Annotated in this window: 18 protein-coding genes and 1 rRNA gene; 8 read left to right on the top strand and 11 right to left on the bottom strand. The window is 63.0% G+C overall.

Going from position 1 to position 19645, the window contains the following annotated elements:
* Positions 1–52: 52 nt before the first annotated feature.
* The 6 genes from ACFX4T_RS10285 (at position 53) to ACFX4T_RS10260 (ending at position 7308) form a co-directional block, all read left to right on the top strand.
* Positions 53–1678 (top strand): LuxR C-terminal-related transcriptional regulator, encoded by a 1626-nt coding sequence (locus ACFX4T_RS10285; RefSeq protein ID WP_377651716.1) that lies wholly within the window; start codon positions 53–55, stop codon positions 1676–1678.
* Between the two features lie 151 nt (positions 1679–1829).
* The gene (locus ACFX4T_RS10280) at positions 1830–2930 is read left to right on the top strand and encodes a class I SAM-dependent methyltransferase (RefSeq protein WP_223948602.1); all 1101 of its coding nucleotides are present in this window, start codon (positions 1830–1832) and stop codon (positions 2928–2930) included.
* A 71-nt stretch (positions 2931–3001) separates the two neighbouring features.
* Entirely contained in the window at positions 3002–3643 is a 642-nt protein-coding gene (locus ACFX4T_RS10275) for a GntR family transcriptional regulator (RefSeq protein WP_216922889.1), read from the top strand.
* Positions 3644–3666: 23 nt separating this feature from the next.
* The gene (locus tag ACFX4T_RS10270) at positions 3667–5187 is read left to right on the top strand and encodes an MmgE/PrpD family protein (RefSeq protein WP_377651715.1); all 1521 of its coding nucleotides are present in this window, start codon (positions 3667–3669) and stop codon (positions 5185–5187) included.
* On the top strand, positions 5188–6093 hold the full coding sequence (prpB, locus tag ACFX4T_RS10265; protein ID WP_223948600.1) for a methylisocitrate lyase: 906 nt from the start codon (positions 5188–5190) through the stop codon (positions 6091–6093). It begins immediately after the preceding gene.
* Between the two features lie 75 nt (positions 6094–6168).
* Positions 6169–7308 carry a bifunctional 2-methylcitrate synthase/citrate synthase gene (locus ACFX4T_RS10260; RefSeq protein ID WP_216922883.1) on the top strand — a complete coding sequence of 380 codons (1140 nt, stop codon included), beginning with the start codon at positions 6169–6171 and terminating at the stop codon, positions 7306–7308.
* Positions 7309–7401: 93 nt separating this feature from the next.
* On the opposite strand, the gene ACFX4T_RS10255 is transcribed toward ACFX4T_RS10260, so the two are convergent.
* The gene (locus tag ACFX4T_RS10255) at positions 7402–7896 is read right to left on the bottom strand and encodes an 8-oxo-dGTP diphosphatase (protein WP_216922881.1); all 495 of its coding nucleotides are present in this window, start codon (positions 7894–7896) and stop codon (positions 7402–7404) included.
* A gap of 74 nt (positions 7897–7970) precedes the next feature.
* Between ACFX4T_RS10255 and ACFX4T_RS10250 the strand changes: the two genes are divergently transcribed.
* Entirely contained in the window at positions 7971–8756 is a 786-nt protein-coding gene (locus tag ACFX4T_RS10250; RefSeq protein ID WP_377651713.1) for a hypothetical protein, read from the top strand.
* Between the two features lie 8 nt (positions 8757–8764).
* Here the strand turns inward: ACFX4T_RS10250 and xerD are convergent, their stop codons facing one another.
* The 9 genes from xerD to ACFX4T_RS10205 all read right to left on the bottom strand — a co-directional run bounded on the left by xerD (position 8765) and on the right by ACFX4T_RS10205 (position 18078).
* Positions 8765–9724 carry a site-specific tyrosine recombinase XerD gene (gene xerD / locus ACFX4T_RS10245; RefSeq protein ID WP_216923792.1) on the bottom strand — a complete coding sequence of 320 codons (960 nt, stop codon included), beginning with the start codon at positions 9722–9724 and terminating at the stop codon, positions 8765–8767.
* 2 nt (positions 9725–9726) lie between these two features.
* A complete protein-coding gene (locus ACFX4T_RS10240; protein ID WP_377651711.1) occupies positions 9727–10389 on the bottom strand; it encodes an NUDIX domain-containing protein in 663 nt (220 codons plus the stop codon).
* 35 nt (positions 10390–10424) lie between these two features.
* Entirely contained in the window at positions 10425–12170 is a 1746-nt protein-coding gene (locus ACFX4T_RS10235; RefSeq protein WP_377651710.1) for a CTP synthase, read from the bottom strand.
* 146 nt (positions 12171–12316) lie between these two features.
* Positions 12317–14056, bottom strand: a complete 1740-nt coding sequence (gene recN, locus ACFX4T_RS10230; RefSeq protein ID WP_377651708.1) for a DNA repair protein RecN — start codon at positions 14054–14056, stop codon at positions 12317–12319.
* Positions 14057–14059: 3 nt separating this feature from the next.
* Positions 14060–15136 carry an NAD kinase gene (locus tag ACFX4T_RS10225; RefSeq protein WP_216922873.1) on the bottom strand — a complete coding sequence of 359 codons (1077 nt, stop codon included), beginning with the start codon at positions 15134–15136 and terminating at the stop codon, positions 14060–14062.
* Positions 15137–15149: 13 nt separating this feature from the next.
* Positions 15150–15962, bottom strand: coding sequence for a TlyA family RNA methyltransferase (locus ACFX4T_RS10220; RefSeq protein WP_377651707.1), 813 nt, complete (start codon positions 15960–15962; stop codon positions 15150–15152).
* 3 nt (positions 15963–15965) lie between these two features.
* Positions 15966–16229, bottom strand: a complete 264-nt coding sequence (locus ACFX4T_RS10215; RefSeq protein ID WP_377651706.1) for a hypothetical protein — start codon at positions 16227–16229, stop codon at positions 15966–15968.
* Positions 16230–16238: 9 nt separating this feature from the next.
* Positions 16239–17225, bottom strand: a complete 987-nt coding sequence (locus ACFX4T_RS10210; RefSeq protein ID WP_377651704.1) for an HAD-IIA family hydrolase — start codon at positions 17223–17225, stop codon at positions 16239–16241.
* Positions 17218–18078, bottom strand: coding sequence for a hypothetical protein (locus ACFX4T_RS10205; RefSeq protein WP_377651702.1), 861 nt, complete (start codon positions 18076–18078; stop codon positions 17218–17220). The genes ACFX4T_RS10210 and ACFX4T_RS10205 overlap by 8 nt, the downstream gene beginning before the upstream one ends.
* Positions 18079–18084: 6 nt before the next feature.
* Between ACFX4T_RS10205 and ACFX4T_RS10200 the strand changes: the two genes are divergently transcribed.
* Complete coding sequence (locus tag ACFX4T_RS10200) at positions 18085–19161, top strand: hypothetical protein (protein WP_377651700.1); 1077 nt, start codon at positions 18085–18087, stop codon at positions 19159–19161.
* Positions 19162–19371: 210 nt separating this feature from the next.
* Here the strand turns inward: ACFX4T_RS10200 and rrf are convergent.
* A 5S ribosomal RNA gene (gene rrf, locus ACFX4T_RS10195) occupies positions 19372–19488 on the bottom strand.
* Positions 19489–19645 lie beyond the last annotated feature (157 nt).

The raw sequence follows: 19645 nt of genomic DNA, 5'->3' as shown, positions 1-19645 counted from the left end.
TGCCGTAGGAACGGCTCCCGCAGTAAGCTGGAGCCGAACCCGTGGAGAGCCCATGTCCCAACAGCTGCAGCAACTTTCCGAGGCCCGCGAAGCCTTTGCCCGTGGGGAATGGGACGTGGCACGCCGAAGTCTGGAACGTGCAGCCGCGGACGCTCCCCTCAGCTGGCCGGACCTTGAGATCCTGTCCCGTTCCGTCTGGTGGCTGGGAGACGTTCAACGCTCCATGTCCCTCTCAGAGGAGATCTTCCATCGCTTGGATGACGAACACCAGACGCAGGCCGCGGCCCGGACGGCACTGACGCTGTCCATGCAGTGGGGCATACGCGGCAACCTCGCAGTTTCTTCGGCGTGGCTCAATCGTGCGCGCCGGCTGCTGGAGAATATGCCCGAGGTGCCAGAACACGGCTACTTGCTCTATCTGGAGGCCAATGACGCAATGAACCTGGAAGGCGATCCGGTCCCGGCCCTCGCCGCCTCGGTTTCCCTCAAGGAGATGACCCGGAGGCACGATTCACCCGAATTGGCCAGCTTTGGGTACATGTTGTCCGGCTTGGCGGCGGTTCGGACAGGACAGTCCGCGCGAGGATTCCAGGACTTGGACGAGGCCATGCTGCCTGTGATGGCGGGGCAGGTTCCGGCAGAGTGGGGCGGAGACATTTACTGCTCCATCATCCACCTCTGCTACGAGATGGCTGACTTTGCCCGGATGCGCGCGTGGACTGACGCGCTGGCCACGTGGTGCGCCGGACTTTCCCAATCCTTCATGTACAGCGGGATATCGCGCGTTCACGAACTTCAATTGCTCGGCACTGAGGGCAATTGGGGACAGGTTGAGGCTGAGATGCCCCACGAAGCCGAACGCCTCCGCAACGCTCACGGCTGGATCGCTGCCGACGGCTACTGTGAACTGGGTGAGATCCGTCGGCGCCGGGGCGACGTGGCCGGCGCAGAGTCCGCCTTTGCCATGGCCCGCGGGCTCGGGCTGGATGCGCAACCAGGCCGTGCCCTGCTACTTGCCGATGCCGGAAAGACAGACGCCGCCATAGAGGCGCTTCGGGCTGCCTTGGCGGACCGCGGAACACTGGGGAGGGCCAGCCTTCTATTGCCCCTGGTGGAACTGCTGGCTCCCCGGGATCCCGGCGCGGCTGCCACCCATTGCCTGGAGCTCGAACAGACCGCTTCTTTCTACGGGACCCCCGGTTTCCTGGCCTGGGCGCACCATGCGCGTGGTGCCGTGCTGATGGAGGAGCGGCGTTGGCCTGAGGCGAACAATGAGCTGGAATCCGCAGCACAGACCTACCGCTCCCAACACATGCGCTACGAACTGGCACGGATCCACGAACGCCTGGCAACTGTCCGGGGTGCCCTGGGTGAAACCGGCCGCGCAGAGGCCGAGCGCGCCACCGCGGCCGCCATCCGGAACCAGCTCGGCGCCAAGCACATTTCCTGGACCCGGCCTGCCCAAGAGCCCGGCGGCCTGACGTCCCGGGAAGTGGAAGTACTGGGCTGCGTCCTGGCTGGTTCCAGCAACCGGCAAATTGCCAAGTCGCTGACTATTTCAGAAAAAACAGCCGGACGTCATTTGGCCAACATCTTCACCAAGATCGGCGTAACTTCCAGGACGGCCGCCGCCGCTTGGGCGCACCAGCACGGGATCTCCGAGCGGCCTGGAGCGTAAGCTGGCGTTCGCTCGGGTCCTGCATGGTTCGACCCACGCCCGCCGAAAAAATGCAGAAAATGCCCGAAGAAGCTCGTAGGGACACGAATCTACCGTGGGGATTGGGACAACAGGCCGGAGCCGCCGGCCCCCTGAAAACCAAGGAAATACCATGGAGACCACCCAGCCCGGGAAGTATGAAACGGCGACGATGCCCGGAATGTCACTTGAAGAAGCGAGGCAGGAAGCCACCGGCAGGCTGATTGACATCCTGAACAGCTCATCCATCGGACTGCTCATTGCCGTGGGCCATCAAACCGGCCTGTTTGAGACCCTTGCCTCGCTGCCCCCTGCGACAAGCCAACTTATAGCGGACGCTGCAGGAGCACATGAGCGTTACGTCCGCGAATGGTTGGGAGGGATGACGACCGCAGGGTTCGTGCACTTCGAACCCAGCGATTCAACGTACTACCTTCGTCCTGAATTTGTTCCGGTTCTCTGCGGGACCGGAACGGAAAACCTGGCCCGTACACTGCAGTATCTCCCCCTGATGGGTGAGGTGGCTCCCAAGATCGTCAAGGCGTTCCGGGACGGCGGTGGAACAAACTACGGTGACTACCCGCAGTTCCACCACATCATGGCCTCCGAAAGCGCTGCAGTGAATGACGCCTCGCTTTTGGACTCGATTCTCCCGTTGACTGGCTGCGAAGGTGCCTTGCAGGCAGGAATCGCCGTGGCGGATATTGGCTGCGGCGAAGGGCATGCAGTAAACCTACTGGCCAGCACTTTTCACCACAGCACTTTCACGGGATACGACTTCTCTGACGAGGCGCTGACTGTGGCGCGGGCCGAAGCGGCAGCATCGAAGCTTCCAAACGTCCAGTTCACGCTCAGGGACGTAACCCGGCTTGAGGCAGAAGGCCAGTACCACCTCGTAACAGCCTTTGACGCCATCCACGACCAAGCCCATCCTGCCCAGGTCTTGCGAAACATCTACAAGGCACTGAAGCCCGGAGGAACCTTCCTCATGGTGGACATCAACGCCTCCAGCAACCTGGAAAAGAACGCCGACCTGCCGTGGGCCTCCTTCCTCTACACCATCTCCACTTTCCATTGCATGGCCGTCTCCCTGGGGCAGGGCGGGGAAGGCTTGGGAACCGTGTGGGGCAAGGAACTGGCAGCGGCGATGATCCGTGAAGCTGGCTTCAGCAGCGTGGAAGTCAAGGAACTCGAGGAGGATCCGTTCAACGTTTACTACGTTGCCACTCGCTAGCAATGTATACATAAACAGACAGTTGAGTCCATATTGCTGTAAATTGCCGGGTTTATGTATACACTAAAGTCATGCGCGCCAGTGATCGGGCCTACGCGGCTCTCCGTGAAGACATCATTGAGTGGCGCCTGCGGCCGGGAACGGTTCTGGCCGAAGTAGAACAGTCCGAACGGCTGGGTGTCTCCCGGACGCCGGTCCGGGAGGCGTTGGGCCGGCTCACCGCAGAAGGACTGACGACGGCGGCAGGTGGGCGCGGCGTCGTCGTTACCGATATTTCCCTGGACAGCATCGATGAATTGTTCGAGCTGCGCGAAACGCTGGAGGTCAGGGCAGCAGCTCTGGCTGCCCAGCGAGGAGAGCCGGGCGTTTTTGCCGAACTGCAGGCCCAACTCCTGAGGGCGCCGGATCTGCTCAGCGAGAAGGATCCTGCACGTCACGAGTATTACGCGTTGGTTGGCCGTCTGGATGAGGCTATCGACGCGGCGATCTCCAACTCCTACCTGGCCAATGCCATGCGGAGCCTTCGCGTCCACCTGGTCCGGGTGCGCCGGCTGGCCGCCGATGACGCCGCCAGGCTTCACGCCGCGGCCGCCGAGCATGCCGCCATCGCTGAAGCGATCGCCGCAGGCAACCCGCGGCTGGCCGAAGCCGCCACCACACTTCATCTGCACCGAAGCCTTACCCACGTCAAGGCCGCTCACGTGGCCCGCTAGAAACCCTCATTAGAAGGAGCACCATGGTCAAGAACAACCACGTCCGTGTTTACAAGTCCGAAGAGAACCTGCCCCGTGAGGAGCAGTTGGCCCACAAGATCGCTGTGGTCGCCGCCGACCCCGTAGAGGTCACCCCCGAGGTGACGGATATGGTGATCAACCGGATCATCGATAACGCCTCGGTGGCCATCGCGTCGTTGAACCGGGCACCGATCGTCGCAGCACGTGCCCAGGCATTGACGCATGGGCCGTCCGCGAACGGCAAGGGTTCTGCCGTGTTCGGTATCACGGAGCGGGTGTCCCCGGAGTGGGCTGCCTGGGCGAACGGCGTGGCGGTGCGTGAGCTGGATTACCACGACACGTTCCTGGCCGCGGATTACTCCCACCCCGGGGATAACATCCCGCCGATCCTGTCCGTCGCCCAGCACGTGGGTTCCAACGGCAAGGACCTTGTCCGGGCCATCGCTACCGGCTACGAGATCCAGGTGAACCTGGTCAAGGCCATCTGCCTGCACAAGCACAAGATCGACCACGTCGCCCACCTCGGCCCGTCCGCCGCGGCCGGCATCGGCACCCTGCTCGGCCTGGACGTGGAAACGATCTTCCAGTCCGTGGGCCAGGCCCTGCACACCACCACCGCCACCCGCCAGTCCCGCAAGGGCGAAATCTCCACCTGGAAAGCCCACGCCCCGGCGTTCGCGGGCAAGATGGCCGTCGAAGCCGCGGACCGGGCCATGCGCGGACAAACCTCCCCGGTGCCGATCTACGAAGGCGAAGACGGCGTGATCGCCTGGATGCTCGACGGCCCCGACGCCTCCTATGAGGTCCCGCTGCCGCTGCCCGGGGAAGCCAAGCGCGCCATCCTGGACACCTACACCAAGGAACACTCCGCCGAGTACCAGGCCCAGGCCTGGATCGACCTCGCCCGCAAGCTCCACAAGGAACACCCCGAAACCACCGACCCGGCGAACGTGGCCTCGGTGCTGATCAAGACCAGCCACCACACCCACTACGTGATCGGTTCCGGTGCGAACGATCCCCAGAAGTACTCCCCCACCGCGTCGCGGGAAACCCTGGACCATTCCATCCCGTACATCTTCACAGTCGCCCTGCAGGACGGCGCCTGGCACCACGTGGACTCGTACGCCCCAGAACGTGCCGCCCGACCGGACACCGTGGACCTCTGGCAGAAGGTCACCACCGTGGAGGACCCGGAATGGACCCGCCGGTACCACTCCCTGGACATCGCCGAGAAAGCCTTCGGCGGTTCTGTGGAAATCACCCTCACGGACGGAACAGTGATCACCGACGAAATCGCCGTCGCCGACGCGCACCCGCTCGGTGCCCGGCCGTTCGCCCGCGAGCAATACATCAACAAGTTCCGCACCCTCGCGGCCGGACTCGTAGAGGAAGCCGAGATCGAACGGTTCCTCACCGCCGTCGAACGCGTCACCGAACTCGGCGAAGGCGAACTGGACCAGCTCAACATCACCGCAGCGCCCGGCGTGATCAACCTCGAAGCAGCTCCGAAGGGACTGTTCTAGATGCTGTACTCCACCACCACCCCCGAACAGAAACGACTCAAGCTCCGCGAGCTGCTGAACTCCGGCACCGTGCAGCAGTTCCCGGGGGCGTTCAACCCGCTCTCGGCACGGCTGATCGAGGAAAAGGGCTTCGCCGGGGTCTACATCTCCGGCGCGGTCCTGGCCAACGACCTCGGGCTGCCCGACATCGGCCTGACCACCCTCACCGAGGTCGCCACCCGCGCCGGGCAGATCGCCCGCATGACCGACCTGCCCTCCCTCGTGGACGCGGACACCGGCTTCGGTGAACCCATGAACGTGGCCCGCACCGTCCAGGAACTCGAAAACGCGGGCCTGGCCGGCTGCCACATCGAGGACCAGTTCAACCCCAAACGCTGCGGCCACCTCGACGGCAAAAACGTCGTGGACATCGACACCGCCACCAAACGCATCCGCGCCGCAGCAGACGCACGCCGGGACCCGAACTTCCTCATCATGGCCCGCACCGACATCCGCGCCGTCGAAGGAATCCAAGCAGCACAAGACCGTGCCCGCGCTTTGGTCGACGCCGGCGCCGACGCGATCTTCCCCGAAGCCATGGCTGATCTGAGCGAGTTCCAGGCCATCCGCGACGCTGTGGACGTGCCCATCCTGGCCAACATGACGGAATTCGGAAAGTCCGACCTCTTCACCGTGGACCAGCTCCAAGGCGTCGGGGTAAACATGGTCATCTACCCCGTCACCCTCCTCCGCATTGCCATGGGCGCTGCAGAGCGTACGCTGGAATCGATTAAGGCTGCGGGGACCCAAGAGGCACAAGTGGAAAACATGCTCACGCGTGCGCGCCTCTACGAACTCGTGGATTACGAGGCATACAACCAGTTCGATACCGGCGTTTTCAACTTCCAGGTTCCTGGCATCCGCTAGGTCCGGGAATCACCAAGGGGACAGCAGGCATTCCGGCAACCCGGGGCGCTTGCACTATGAACGAAGGAGTTCAGCATGGCTGCTGAAGACATCAAAAAAGGCCTTGCCGGCGTCGTGGTGGACTACACCGCCGTCTCGAAGGTCAATCCGGACACCAACTCGCTGCTATACCGGGGATACCCGGTCCAGGAACTGGCCGCGAAGTGCAGCTTTGAAGAGGTTGCCTACCTGCTATGGAACGGCGAACTACCCGACGATGCCCAACTGGCTGAATTTGTTGCCCGCGAACGCGCCGGGCGTGCCCTGGACCCGGTGGTCAAGTCAGTTATTGACACGTTGCCCACCACCTCGCACCCCATGGACGTGTGCCGAACGGCTGCTTCCGTGCTGGGAGCCCGGCACGAGCTTGCCGAAGATTCATCCCCCGATGCCAACATGAAGAAGGCTATCGATCTCTGGGCTGCGATGCCTGCCGTGGTCGCCTACGACCAGCGCCGCCGTCGCGGCCAGGACGTTGTTGAGCCCCGGGAGGACCTGGACTACTCGGCCAACTTCCTGTGGATGACGTTCGGCGAAGACCCAGTGGACGAGGTTGTGGAGGCCTTCAACGTCTCGATGATCCTGTACGCGGAGCACTCCTTCAATGCCTCGACCTTCACAGCCCGCGTGGTCACCTCCACACTCTCGGACCTGCACTCGGCCGTGACCGCAGCTATTGGCGCCCTCAAAGGCCCGTTGCATGGCGGGGCCAACGAAGCCGTCATGCACACCTTCGACGAGATCGGCATCCGCAGCGAAGAATCCATGGAAGAAGCCGCCGTACGGGCCCGGGCATGGATGGAAGACGCCCTGGCACAGAAGAAGAAAGTCATGGGCTTCGGGCACCGCGTCTACAAGCACGGCGACTCCCGCGTGCCCACCATGAAAGCGGCCTTGGACAAGATGATCGCCCACTACGGACGGCCCGAACTCCTGGGACTCTACAACGGACTCGAACAAGCCATGGACGAAGCCAAGGCCATCAAACCCAACCTTGACTACCCCGCCGGACCCACGTACCACCTCATGGGATTCGACACCCAAACGTTCACCCCGTTGTTCGTTGCCAGCCGGATCACCGGCTGGACCGCCCACATCATGGAACAGTTCGCCTCGAACTCCCTCATCCGACCGCTCAGCGAATACAACGGACCGGAAGAGCGGCACGTGCCGTAGCTTCCTGGCACTTGGTAGCGGTGGAAGCATACGACGGCGGGCCGGTCACCGAAAGGCGACCGGCCCGCCGTCGTATGCTTGAAAGCCTGTTTTCTAGTCGGTTCCGACCCAATCAATGGTGTGAACTTCGGCAACGCTCTCGTTATCGGCAGCCAAGTCCACTCGAACTGCGATCCGCTGCCCCGAAATCATGGCGGGCAGCCAATGCTCGGCGTCGGCCCACATGCGTTCCACCGGTAGCTTGGACACCGGGAACCATTCAGGCGCAATCTCGTCGCTCTCGGACGGTTCGCCCACCCAAGCACGCGTCAGGTACACGGTGGTGTACATGTTCCATTCGGGCCTGGCAGGGAACACGAAATCGATGATGCCGGCGGGGATCAGGTCTGCGGCTTCGACCACCACGCTGATTTCCTCCATTACCTCGCGGCACACGGCCTGCAGTGCCGTCTCCCCCGGCTCCACATGCCCACCCACGCCCACCACTTTCCCACGCCCAAAACCGGTCTTCTTGGTACCGAGGAGTACGTGTTCCCCGTCCACGCCGTCACGGAGGAGGAAGCACAGTGTCACATGGGCTGCTGTCATGCTGCCTACCTTAACCCGATCACCTGTACCAGTGGTGCCATTGCCACAGTCCGCCCAATTGCTACAGTGAGCCCATGAACGAAGGTGGGGGCGAAGCGCGTGCCGGGACACAGGCACAAGCACAGGCCGTCAACCATGAGGTGAAGTCCCAGGCCGGCGAAGATGTCGAAACAGCTCCTTTGGCCGAGGCCCCATCACACACCAGGGCCGGGCAGGAGCGCGACGCCTGGCTGCCCCGCTGGGTGGTGGCGCATCCGCTCTACGCCGGCTGGGCCTGGACAGTGGTATGGGCCGGACTCATTGTCCTGGATGAGGTGGTGGATCTGGCTGGATGGACTTGGTATTTGCTGGTCCTGGCAGCTGCCCTGCCAACGCTGCTGTCCACGCTGGCCGTGCTGCACGCCACCCCTCGCAGCCACCTCAAGGCAGTGGACGCCACTGTCCTGGGCCATTTCTTCGTCCGCTTCCTCGCCCTGGTGGTCGCCTTCATGGTGTGGGCTGCTTCCGTGGTGATGAGTGCCTCCATCTCGACCACGGTGCAGACCGTCATCGGCGACTCCGAAAAGGAGGTGACCGCACTCGGCTTCAACCTCATGCTGGCTTCGGTCCCGCTGGTGCTCTCTGTCCTGTGGATGGCGTTCATCGTGCGGTGCGCCTGGTTCCTCCGCCGGCTGCGCGGTTGGCGGCAAATTCCGTTGAAGACGCGGGTACCCAAAAAGTTCCTTAAGGGACGGCCGCGGTTGAAGCGGGTGGTGGTGGGGCTGGCCCACCCAGGGCTTTTGCTCGTGGCCGGTTTGGGGACGTCACTGCTGGCATTGTTCGTCGATGCCGTGGAGTTGACGTTCAGCGTACTGGAGTAGCGGCAACGTCAGCCGAGCGCCCGGGGATGGGCAGCAGCGTAAACTTCCCGCAAGGTGTCGGCGGTGACCAAAGTGTAGACCTGGGTGGTGGTAACCGATGCGTGCCCCAACAGCTCCTGGACTACGCGTACGTCCGCCCCGCCTTCCAGAAGATGCGTGGCAAAAGAGTGCCGCAAGGTGTGGGGTGATACATCCTTGGTGATGTTTGCCTTCTCTGCAGCAGCTTTGAGGATTGTCCAGGCACTTTGCCTGCTGATCCTGCCGCCACGGGCGTTCAGGAACAAGGCGGGAGTGCCCTTGCCCTTGGATGCCAGCAGCGGCCTTCCGCGGACCACATAGGCTCCGACGGCGCGTGCACCGTAAGAGCCCAAAGGAACCAACCGCTCCTTGGAACCTTTGCCGAAGAGCCTGACTATTGCAGGTTCGCCGCCGGCGTGCTCCAGGGATACGTCGTCGACGTCCAGCCCTACGGCCTCGCTGATGCGCGCACCGGTGGAGTAGAGAAATTCAAGCAACGCCCGGTCCCTCAGCCCCGTCGCCGAGTCCGAACCCGCAGCTTCTAGGATCCGCGTTACTTCACCAACGCTGATGGCTTTCGGAAGCCGTTTGCCCGGCATCGGCGGGTGGACATCACTGGCGGGATCCGACGTCGTGGTTCCTTCAAGGGCCCAAAACTTATGGAGTCCGCGAACGGCCACAATGGTCCTGGCGGCGGAGCGGACGCCGAGGGGCGCAGCGCCATCGGAGCCGTCGGACAACGCCTGGGCGAAGGCAGTCACATGATGCCGAGTGATGTCTCCGGGCCGTTCCACGCCTTGGCCAGCCAGGAAGTTCGAATATCGGGCAAGGTCACGACGATAGGCAGCCAAGGTGTTGGCTGCCAAGCCGCGTTCCACCCCCACGTGCTGGAGGTAGTCCGTAACTCCGCGATCGATGCGGTTGGCAGTACGGGTGGCGGCCTCGGCCATTCTCAGCGCTGGCTCGGGTGCGCGGGCCACGGCGCGTCAGCGGGCCGCAGGCTGGAAAAGCCATCGGCCTTCGCGGCGGCGGCCGCAAGGATTCCCAGGACCGCGGACGGATTGTGCAGGCGCCCTTCAAGGACGGCTTTCACGGCATCGTCGAGCGGAATCCAGTGGAACTCAATTTCTGACTCTTCGTCCGTGCGGACATGCAGGTCAGCCTCGGGAACAGCGCTCAATCCACGAGCCAGATAAATGCGAACAGCCTCGCTGGAGGATCCCGGAGAGTTGAAGAAGTCAACCAGGACGTTCCAGGTGGCCGCAACAAGATCAGCTTCCTCGGCGAGCTCCCTGGCGGCGCCCGCCACGAACTCCTCGCCCTCAACGTCCAACAAGCCGGCCGGGATTTCCCAGAGATCCATACCAACGGGGTGCCTGTACTGCTTCAGGAGCAGGATTTCCCCGTCGACGTTCATCGGCAGCACGGCCACCGCCCCCGGGTGGTCGATGTAGTCCCGGACCAGGGTGTCCGTGTCCTCACTGAGCTGGAAGGAGTCGCTGACCACATCCCAGATACGGCCTTCGTAGACCTTGCTGGTGGACACAAGACGGCGCGGGCTCGGCATATCCGAAACCTGCCTTGAGGTGCTGGGGGTTTCAGAAATGCCGGGCATCGCGCCGTCCTTCGTTAGTGCTTGCGTTTTACCTGTTACTTGGCAGCTACCGCACGGGCGCCGGTCTTGGTCCCCACGACGCTGCCTTCACGACGCTCCAAAGCTGCCTTCACGAGGCCTGCGAAGAGCGGGTGCGGACGCGTCGGGCGGGAGCTAAGCTCCGGGTGTGCCTGCGTAGCAACGTAGTACGGGTGCACTTCGCGGGGAAGTTCAACGTACTCAACCAGCTTGCCGTCAGGAGAGGTACCCGAGAAGACCAAGCCCTCTGCCGCGATTTGGTCACGGTACTTGTTGTTGACCTCGTAGCGGTGGCGGTGGCGTTCGCTCACTGAAGTGGCACCGTACGTCTCTGCGACAACGGAGCCCTCGTCGAGCTTGGCTTCGTAGAGGCCCAGGCGCATGGTGCCGCCGAGGTCTCCCTTGCCTTCCACAATGTCCAACTGTTCTTCCATGGTGGCGATGACCGGGTATTTGGAGTCCGGCTCAAACTCGCTGGACGAGGCGCCTTCCAAGCCAACCACGTTGCGCGCGTATTCGATCACCATGCACTGCAGGCCCAGGCACAGGCCCAAGACCGGGAGCTTGGATTCACGGGCGAACTTCAGTGCACCCAGCTTGCCTTCAAGGCCACGGATACCGAAGCCGCCCGGTACGCAAATGGCGTCGACGCCGGCGAGGGACTTGGTGGCGCCAGCGAGGGTTTCGCACTCGTCAGAGGGAACCCAGCGGATCTTGACTTTGGCTTCATTCGCGAATCCACCTGCGCGGAGGGCCTCGGTCACCGAAAGGTAGGCATCCGGAAGATCGATGTACTTGCCAACCAGGGCGACTTCGACCTCATGCTTGGGGTTGTGGACAGCTTCGAGCAGCTTGTCCCACTTGCTCCAGTCAACGTCCTTGAACGGCAGGTCCAGCGCACGGACGATGTAGGAGTCCAGGCCCTGGGAGTGCAGCGTCTTGGGGATGTCATAGATGCTGGGTGCGTCAGCAGCGTTGACCACGGCATCGATATCGACATCGCACATGCGGCCGATTTTCTCGCGCATGGCGTCCGGCACTTCGCGGTCCGAACGGATCACGATGGCTTCGGGCTGGATACCGATGGAACGAAGGGCTGCCACGGAGTGCTGCGTAGGCTTGGTCTTCAGTTCCTGGGAAGGACCGATGTACGGAACCAGGGAAACGTGGAGGAAGAAGACATTGTTCCGGCCGATGTCCTGGCGCACCTGGCGGGCCGACTCAAGGAAGGGCTGCGATTCGATGTCACCAACCGTGCCACCGATTTCGGTGATGATGACATCCGGCGCGTTCTTGCCTTCGGCGGGAAGGCGCATGCGGCGCTTAATTTCATCCGTGATGTGCGGGATGACCTGAACGGTGTCTCCAAGGTACTCACCACGGCGTTCCTTCGCGATGACCGTGGAGTAGATCTGGCCCGTTGTGACGTTGGCCGAACCTTCGAGGTTTTCATCGAGGAAGCGCTCGTAGTGTCCGATGTCGAGGTCAGTTTCGGCGCCATCATCAGTCACGAAAACTTCGCCGTGCTGGAAGGGATTCATCGTGCCCGGATCCACGTTCAAATAGGGATCGAGCTTCTGCATAGTTACAGACAAACCGCGTGCCCGCAGCAGGTGGCCGAGGCTGGAAGCCGTCAGACCCTTACCGAGCGAGGACGCCACACCACCGGTGACGAAGATGTGTTTGGTCGTCTTGGACGAGCCCGGGAACCGGGAATTTACACGGGAATTTGATCGCTGCACCACGGAATTCGAGCTTATCATCAATTACGCCTTCCAAGCGTCCGTCCGGATTCCCCAAATGGTCAATGGTTGCCCAAGACCATGCCTGCAATCAAGAGCCGGGCGGGGCCAAGTGCACGGATGTGATAGTGGTCGCAGTCCGGCGCCAGCCGCCTGGCCGGAAATTCCTAGGCCTTCTGGGGAAGCAATTTCGCGTCGTCCAACAATTCCTGCGCGTGCGCCTGGGCAGATTCTGAGTCTTCCTGCCCGGCCAACATACGCGCAAGCTCCTTCACGCGCTCGTCGTCGTCCAGCAGTTGCACATCGCTGGAGGTGAATCCGGTGGACGTTTTTCCGTCGGCGCCCCGAACTGAGGTTTTGGTAACCCGGATGTGCTGGTCAGCGAAGGCGGCAACCTGTGGCAGGTGCGTCACAACGAGGACCTGGACGTGGCGGGCCAACATGGCCAGCCGGCGCCCGATCTCGACGGCAGCCCGTCCGCCGACTCCGGCGTCCACCTCGTCAAAGACGAATGTCGGCACAGGATCCACCGCAGCGAGGACTACCTCGATGGCAAGCATCACCCTTGAGAGTTCACCGCCGGAGGCTCCCTTGCCCAGTGGGCGCGCCGGAGCGCCGGAGTGTGGCTGAAGGAGGAAGGCGATCTCGTCCGTTCCCCAGGGGCCAAGCGATCCGCTGTCCTCGATTTGGATGATCAACGTGGCATCCGCCATGGCCAATGCCTTCAACTCCGCACTCACGCGGGCCGAGAGGTCCTTGGCCGCCTTGAGCCGGGCCTTGCTGATCGCTGCGGCTTGCTTGCGCAGGGTAGCTTCGGCCGAAGCTACCTCGGCATCCAAGGACTCGATGCGGCTTGAATCGTCCTGCAGCTCGTCCAAACGCACACGGGCCGTGGCCGCCCACTCCAGCACTTCATCGATGCTGGGGGCGTACTTGCGGATCAGTTTGGCCAAGGCCGCGCGGCGTGCCTCGATTTCAGAGAGCCGCTCCGGGCCTTCGGTGTCCAATGCGGCTTGGTAGCTGGACAAGTCAGCGGCGATATCGTTCAGCAGGAAGCCAACTTCGGCAAGGCGTGCAGCAGCGGCCCCCAACGCCTCATCATGTTCTGCAACATGCTCCAGCGTCCGCTTGGCGGCATCCACCATCGATGTGGCATCACCGGCATCCCCGAATTCCTCCGCGATGAGCGACTCATGTGCAGCCGCGGCCGCCAGCCGGAGTTCCTCAACATTTGCAAGCTTCACGGCTTCAGCTTTGAGGGTCTCATCCTCACCAGGCTGGGGATCCACGTCATCGATCTCTTTGAGCGCCGCGTCCAGCGACTCCGCCTCACGAAGCCGTTCCCGCGCTTCGCTGCGAAGGGCCTCCAACTCCGCCTGAATGGACTTCCAGTGGTTGTACAGGCCCTGGTACTCCTCCAGGCCCTTGGCCAGTGGTGCACCAGCGAAGCGATCCAGGGCGTGTCGCTGTGCGGTAGCGCTTTTCAGCCGGATCTGGTCCGACTGGCCATGCACCACTACCAGACTCTCGCCAAGTTCGGCCAGAACCCCCACCGGTGCCGCCCGTCCCCCAACGTAAGCCCGGCTGCGGCCATCGGCACCAACGGTGCGGGCCAGCAGGAGTTCAGCGACGCCGTCGAACTCCTCCGCCTCACCGCCGGCCTCCTTGGCCCGCTCCACTGCGCTGTGGCCTGGATCGAGCTTCAAGACGGCCTCCGCGGAGGCAGATTTGGCGCCGCTCCGGACGGCGCCCGCATCCGAACGGGCACCCAGGAGAAGCCCGACGGCGGTCACCACCATGGTCTTGCCAGCACCGGTTTCACCGGTAACGACGCTGAGGCCGGGACCTAGCGGGAGGGCGGCATCAGTAATGACACCGAGGTCACGGATTCGGAGTTCTTCAAGCATGCTTCACTTCGCATTCGTGGGGTCGGATGGCTCACCGTGCCCCGGGTTCAGGGATGTTTCAGCGTTGCCGGGGCCGCTGGTGTCCGCGGGACCGCCCGCCTCCCGGGGAGTGGGCAAAGGAGCCGGTGAAAGGGTTCGGATCACGGGGATGGGGCCGGTGTGGACTTCCCCTGACCGGGGAGCCGGACCCCGCCAGCCGTGGATGGGGAGCTGGAACTTGCGCACAAGCCGGGCTGAGAAAGGAGTCCTGTGCGTCCGTGCCAGGCGTACAGGCGTGGCTGAGCGGGTCACCTCGACACGTGCTCCCGGAGGCAAGTCGACGGAACGCCTGCCATCACACCAAAGGACTCCCAAGGCATCGGTCCGGTTCATGATTTCCACGGCCAGCTTCGATCGCGGAGACACCACCAAGGGTTTGGCAAAAAGGGCATGGGCGCTGATCGGCACAATGACGAGCGCTTCCACTTCAGGCCACACCACCGGCCCACCAGACGAAAACGCGTACGCGGTTGATCCCGTTGGCGTCGCAAGGACCACGCCATCACAGCCGAACGACGTCAGCGGGCGTTCATCCACCTCGGTAACGACTTCGAGCATCCGTTCCCGGTTGGCTTTCTCGATAGCGGCCTCGTTCAACGCCCAGGTATGCCAGATCTTCTGGCCCTTGATCCACACCTGGACATCGATGGTCATGCGCTCTTCAACGGTGTACTGGCGGCTCGCGATCCACTCGACCGTCTGGGCCAGGTCAGCACGTTCGCTCTCTGCAAGGAAGCCCACGTGGCCCAGGTTGACGCCCAGCAAGGGAACGTCCACCTCCCGGACCAGTTCCGCCGCGCGCAGGATGGTTCCATCGCCACCCAGAACCATCACCAATTCCACGTCTTCCAAACTCACGTCGTCATGGAGGATCTCAATGGGGGTATCAACGGCACCAAAGAAACGCTCGACATCTGCCAATTCTGACTTCTGGAGGACCGGCACCAGGCCCGACGAGTGCAGCTGCGTACAGGCATCCCACGCCGCCCGGAGCGATTCCTCCCGCCCTGTGTGGGCAAGGACAAGTACATGCCTGCTCATCGGGTTCTGCTTTCTAGTCGTTTGGCCAGAGGTTCTGTATCAACGCAGCAACGTCCTCGTCCCGCTCTTCGATCTTAGGCAACACAGCGGACATCCTGCGCTTCATCCACAGGAAGTACTCAACATTTCCGTCCTGGCCCGGGAGTGGACTTGCCGCCAGGCCAAGAAGTTCCAGCCCGGCATCAACTGCAGCGCGGGCCACTTGGGCCACCGCCCGGCGTCGTTCATTCTCGGAAGATACGACGCCCGTGCGGCTCAACCGCTCTTTGCCGACTTCAAACTGCGGCTTGACCATCAGGACAAGGTCTCCGCCAGGTTCCGTGCAGGCAGCAAGCGGGCCCAGAACCAACGTCAGGGAAATGAAGGACAGATCGGCAACGGTCAGGGCCACGGTGCCGCCGATCTGGTCCGGCGTCATATACCTGACGTTCAATCCCTCATGAACCACCACCCGGGGATCATTGCGAAGGGGCGGCACCAGCTGGTCATGCCCGACGTCGACCGCCACCACTCGCGCGGCTCCTTGCCGGAGCAGCACATCAGTGAAGCCGCCGGTGGAGGCTCCGGCGTCGAGACACCGGCGGCCGGATACTGTGACCCCCGGAAACGCTGCCAGCGCGCCAGCCAGCTTGTGCCCGGCGCGGCTCACGTAGATGTCCTCAAGGTGGGATTGGACGTCCAGGTCTGTGCCGGCGTCCACTTGCTGGGCCGCTTTGGCGAAGACAACCCCGCCTGAACTCACCTTGCCGTCGCTAATGAGCTTGGCAGCATGCGTCCGGGACCTCGCCAGCCCACGCGCGACGAGTTCCTGATCAAGTCTTGCCATTCGCTAATTTTCGCCTTCCGGGCGGGTGGCAGTGGTATCCCGGTTGGCAGCGGTCGGCAGGCCAGGCTCGGCATCCAGAGCCTCCAGGAGGGAATCGTGAATTGCTGCGTACAACCCGGCATGATCGGCCACCGGAGCGCCATGAACGGCCTCCAGCAAGCTGAGGGCACGGTCCACCGGGGCATCGCCGGTGGAATCCAGAGCCTCCGGCCAGTGCGCAGCGGTCCGTTCAGCCTCAGCTTCCGTGACATTGTTGGGCTCAGTCATCGCACCAGTCTAATGAGTTCGCCATTCCAGCTCCGGCGCTTGGGCCACAGCGGTGTCCGGAACCGCAGCCCACCAAGCGGCGCACGCCGCCCGCCACGCGTCGAGGTCATCCTTGTGCCCCGTGAGCGTGACCTTGCCGTCCTCAGCAATTGCTGATGCTGCACCGCAACGGTAGGTGCCGGCGTCGCTGACGATTTCCGGGTATGGATGGTAAAGATCACCCAGATCCGCCAACAGGTAATCGGGACGCTCTTCCGTCCGCGCAGCAAGAATTGTTAGCGTGGTGTCGACGCCGGTGAGTACCGCCGCCGTCGCAAATCCCGCCCGATTGCCGCCCAGGATGTCCGTGTCCAAACGGTCCCCCACCACCAAAGGGCGAGCGGAGTTCAGCCGCTTGGCAGCAGCGTGGAACAACGGCGCTTCGGGTTTCCCGGCCACCAACGGCGTCTTGCCCGTTGCGGCCGCAACTGCGGCGACGAGAGTACCGTTGCCAGGAGCCATACCGCGTGCCTGCGGGATGGACATATCCGTGTTGGTCGCGAACCATTGCGCGCCACCGGCAACAACATAGGAGGCCTCAGCGAGGTCCTTCCAGCCGATCTCCGGGTTGAAGCCCTGCACAACAGCCACCGGCGACTCCGCTGCACTGTGCACGGGCTTGAGGCCCACGAGTTCGATCTCGTGGGCCAACGCCGCACTGCCAGTGATAAGCACGTGAGCCCCCGCAGGCAGCATGGAAGCAAGCAACTCCCCCGCAGCCTGCGACGAGCTGACCACCTGGTGATCCTCCGCGGGCGCACCCAGTTCCCGCAAATGTGCGGCAACCTGGGCGGGAGTACGCGAGGCATTGTTCGTCACGTAACCCAACCCGACGCCTACCGTCTCCAGTCGCTGCAGCGACTCCACAGCCCCGGGAATGGCATGGGGACCTGCATAAACCACACCATCAAGATCGGAAAGTACAGCGTCAAAGGAGGAAATGAGTGAATCAGCCATGCTGGGAGTCAGTGCCCTGTTCCTCGGCGGGTTCCGCGTGGGAAACGGATTCGTCCGGCTCTTCCTCTGTTTCTTCTGCTTCGGCTTCGTCAGCCTCTTCTGCTGAATCGATGTCCGATTCGGCGTCGTCAGACTCGAAGTAATCCGACTCGACATCATCAATGTCAACGTCGTCGTGTTCGGCATCTGCGGCAGCAGCCTCAGCGATCACCGATTCGCTTTCCAACCTAACGACGTCGGAATCCTCGCCGCGCTTCTCGAAACGCGGCTTGCGCGCAGCTGCTGCTTCTTCCTGCTCGTCCCAGCCGAGGTCAAGAATTTCCGGCTCGGCGAAATCGCCAACACCCAAGGCATTCTCGGCAACCACTGCCTGACGAGCCCACTTTTCGGCTTCCTCAGTGCGACCCACAGCCGTCAATGCTTCCGCATACGCACGGAACAGGCGGGGGCTGTAGGAGAACGCACGGTTAATGTCCAGCTGCGGGATCTCAAGTTCGGCAACGGCAGCATCAAGCTGGTTGAGGTCCGCACGGGCGCCCGAAGCCACAATCGCCAGCTCTACCTTGCCCGGAGCATCCAGGTCCTGCGCTTCGGGAGAGCGGACCATGTCCAGTGCACGGTCCGGGCGGCCAAGGCCACGCTCGCAGTCCGCCATGACGGGCAGGTGAACGTTTGACCCGCTGATGCGGCGGTACGTACGGAATTCGCGGAGCGCTTCGCCATAGTGACCGGCAGCGTACGCCGTCAAGCCAACAGCTTCCCGGACAGCCGAGAGCCGGCCACCCCTTCGGCTGGCAGCCAAGGCGTGCTGAAAGGCCAGCTCCGGCTCGATGTCGATCAGGCGACCAGCCATTACCAGGTGCTTGGCAACCCAGCCTGCGCTCTGCTCTTCGAGGGTCTTGATCTGATGCCCGGTGGCGCGGTCAAGTTCCTTACCCGTGACATCCTCATCGATCTCGGGAGAACGCTCGCGGTCAGGACGGTTGGCGCTGCGAATATCCTTCGCGTTGGGAACCCTGGCCGGACGCTCTTCCCAGGAGTTGGCGCGGTCACTGTTGAAGGGACGACGCTCGCCGCCACGCTCGGGACGGTCACCGAACGGCTTACGGTCGCCACGGTCACTGTTGTAGGGACGACGCTCATCACCATCACGACGTGGACCATCAAAGTTCCGGGGGCCACGCTCAGGGCGGCTACCGAAGGGCTTACGGTCACGATCTCCGCCGAAGGACCGACGCTCGCCGCCACGCTCGGGACGATCGCCGAACGGCTTACGCTCGCCACGGTCATTGTTGTAGGGACGACGCTCGCCATCGCGGGGCGGACGGTCACCGAACGGCTTACGCTCGCCACGGTCATTGTTGAACGGACGACGCTCACCGTCACGGGCCGGACGGTCCCCGCGGTCACCAAAGGGCTTACGATCACCACCGAAGGGACGACGCTCGCCATCACGGGCCGGACGATCTCCGAAGGGCTTACGCTCTCCACGGTCATTGTTGAACGGACGACGCTCACCATCACGGGCCGGACGATCACCACGGTCACCAAAGGGCTTACGCTCACGATCGCCACCGAAGGAACGACGCTCGCCATCGCGGGGCGGGCGGTCGCCGAACGGCTTACGCTCGCCACGGTCATTGTTGAACGGACGACGCTCACCATCACGGGCCGGACGGTCACCACGATCACCAAAGGGCTTACGCTCACGATCGCCACCGAAGGAACGACCCTGCTCGTTGCCGTCGCGATTCCCCCTGGAACGGAATCCGCGGGGATCTCCACCGGAGTTGTTGTTGGGGCGGAAAGAACCGCCGTCACCGCGATTCCCGCCAAAGTTTCCGCGGTTGCCGTCGCGATTGCCGCCGTTGTGCTCAGCCATGGTGGATTCCTCCTGTTGCGAGCCGACCACTGGCGCGTGCGTAGTCGCTCATAACCCTTATTTCGTTGTCACGCCGTCTGCAGCACGGGGCTGCCGACTCGTATGTCTTATGCAATTCTAGGCGACAGCGCCTCAGGCGCCGAACGTCAGGGCAGCTCCACGGGCGTCCCGTGGCCAGTCTCACAGCGCTGTTGGCGATGCAACTTCTGGTGGTTAAAGTGGGGAAGCCCCGACCGTGGTGGTCGGGGCTTCCCGTTAATTGTTGTCCGGCGGTGTCCTACTCTCCCACACCCTCCCGGGTGCAGTACCATCGGCGCTGTGGGTCTTAGCTTCCGGGTTCGGAATGGGACCGGGCGTTTCCCCCACGCTATGACCGCCGTAACCTTGTTACCCGTTCCCCGGTGTTTGTCCGGGGTGGGAAGTCTGTGTGGTTACAACTGTGTGGTGTTGTTATTCAGTTGTTGGTTCCTGGAACGGTTGTTGTTCGGGAACCACATAGTGGACGCGTGCAGTGTTGTGTGTGGTGTAAGTTGTTGGC

It is taken from the genome of Paenarthrobacter sp. YIM B13468, assembly GCF_042788025.1.
GTDB classification, from domain to species: Bacteria; Actinomycetota; Actinomycetes; order Actinomycetales; family Micrococcaceae; genus Arthrobacter; species Arthrobacter aromaticivorans.
The sequence above is the reverse complement of the archived record's forward strand: the minus strand, read 5'-3'. Positions and strand labels throughout refer to the sequence as shown.

Excerpts from the sequence above, each read along its gene's own strand:
- ACFX4T_RS10285 (WP_377651716.1), top strand. The coding sequence starts at position 53 with ATGTCCCAACAGCTGCAGCAACTTTCCGAGGCCCGCGAAGCCTTTGCC.
- ACFX4T_RS10280 (WP_223948602.1), top strand. The coding sequence starts at position 1,830 with ATGGAGACCACCCAGCCCGGGAAGTATGAAACGGCGACGATGCCCGGA.
- ACFX4T_RS10275 (WP_216922889.1), top strand. The coding sequence starts at position 3,002 with ATGCGCGCCAGTGATCGGGCCTACGCGGCTCTCCGTGAAGACATCATT.
- ACFX4T_RS10270 (WP_377651715.1), top strand. The coding sequence starts at position 3,667 with ATGGTCAAGAACAACCACGTCCGTGTTTACAAGTCCGAAGAGAACCTG.
- prpB (WP_223948600.1), top strand. The coding sequence starts at position 5,188 with ATGCTGTACTCCACCACCACCCCCGAACAGAAACGACTCAAGCTCCGC.
- ACFX4T_RS10260 (WP_216922883.1), top strand. The coding sequence starts at position 6,169 with ATGGCTGCTGAAGACATCAAAAAAGGCCTTGCCGGCGTCGTGGTGGAC.
- ACFX4T_RS10255 (WP_216922881.1), bottom strand. The coding sequence starts at position 7,896 with ATGACAGCAGCCCATGTGACACTGTGCTTCCTCCTCCGTGACGGCGTG.
- ACFX4T_RS10250 (WP_377651713.1), top strand. The coding sequence starts at position 7,971 with ATGAACGAAGGTGGGGGCGAAGCGCGTGCCGGGACACAGGCACAAGCA.
- xerD (WP_216923792.1), bottom strand. The coding sequence starts at position 9,724 with ATGGCCGAGGCCGCCACCCGTACTGCCAACCGCATCGATCGCGGAGTT.
- ACFX4T_RS10240 (WP_377651711.1), bottom strand. The coding sequence starts at position 10,389 with ATGCCCGGCATTTCTGAAACCCCCAGCACCTCAAGGCAGGTTTCGGAT.
- ACFX4T_RS10235 (WP_377651710.1), bottom strand. The coding sequence starts at position 12,170 with ATGATAAGCTCGAATTCCGTGGTGCAGCGATCAAATTCCCGTGTAAAT.
- recN (WP_377651708.1), bottom strand. The coding sequence starts at position 14,056 with ATGCTTGAAGAACTCCGAATCCGTGACCTCGGTGTCATTACTGATGCC.
- ACFX4T_RS10225 (WP_216922873.1), bottom strand. The coding sequence starts at position 15,136 with ATGAGCAGGCATGTACTTGTCCTTGCCCACACAGGGCGGGAGGAATCG.
- ACFX4T_RS10220 (WP_377651707.1), bottom strand. The coding sequence starts at position 15,962 with ATGGCAAGACTTGATCAGGAACTCGTCGCGCGTGGGCTGGCGAGGTCC.
- ACFX4T_RS10215 (WP_377651706.1), bottom strand. The coding sequence starts at position 16,229 with ATGACTGAGCCCAACAATGTCACGGAAGCTGAGGCTGAACGGACCGCT.
- ACFX4T_RS10210 (WP_377651704.1), bottom strand. The coding sequence starts at position 17,225 with ATGGCTGATTCACTCATTTCCTCCTTTGACGCTGTACTTTCCGATCTT.
- ACFX4T_RS10205 (WP_377651702.1), bottom strand. The coding sequence starts at position 18,078 with ATGGCTGGTCGCCTGATCGACATCGAGCCGGAGCTGGCCTTTCAGCAC.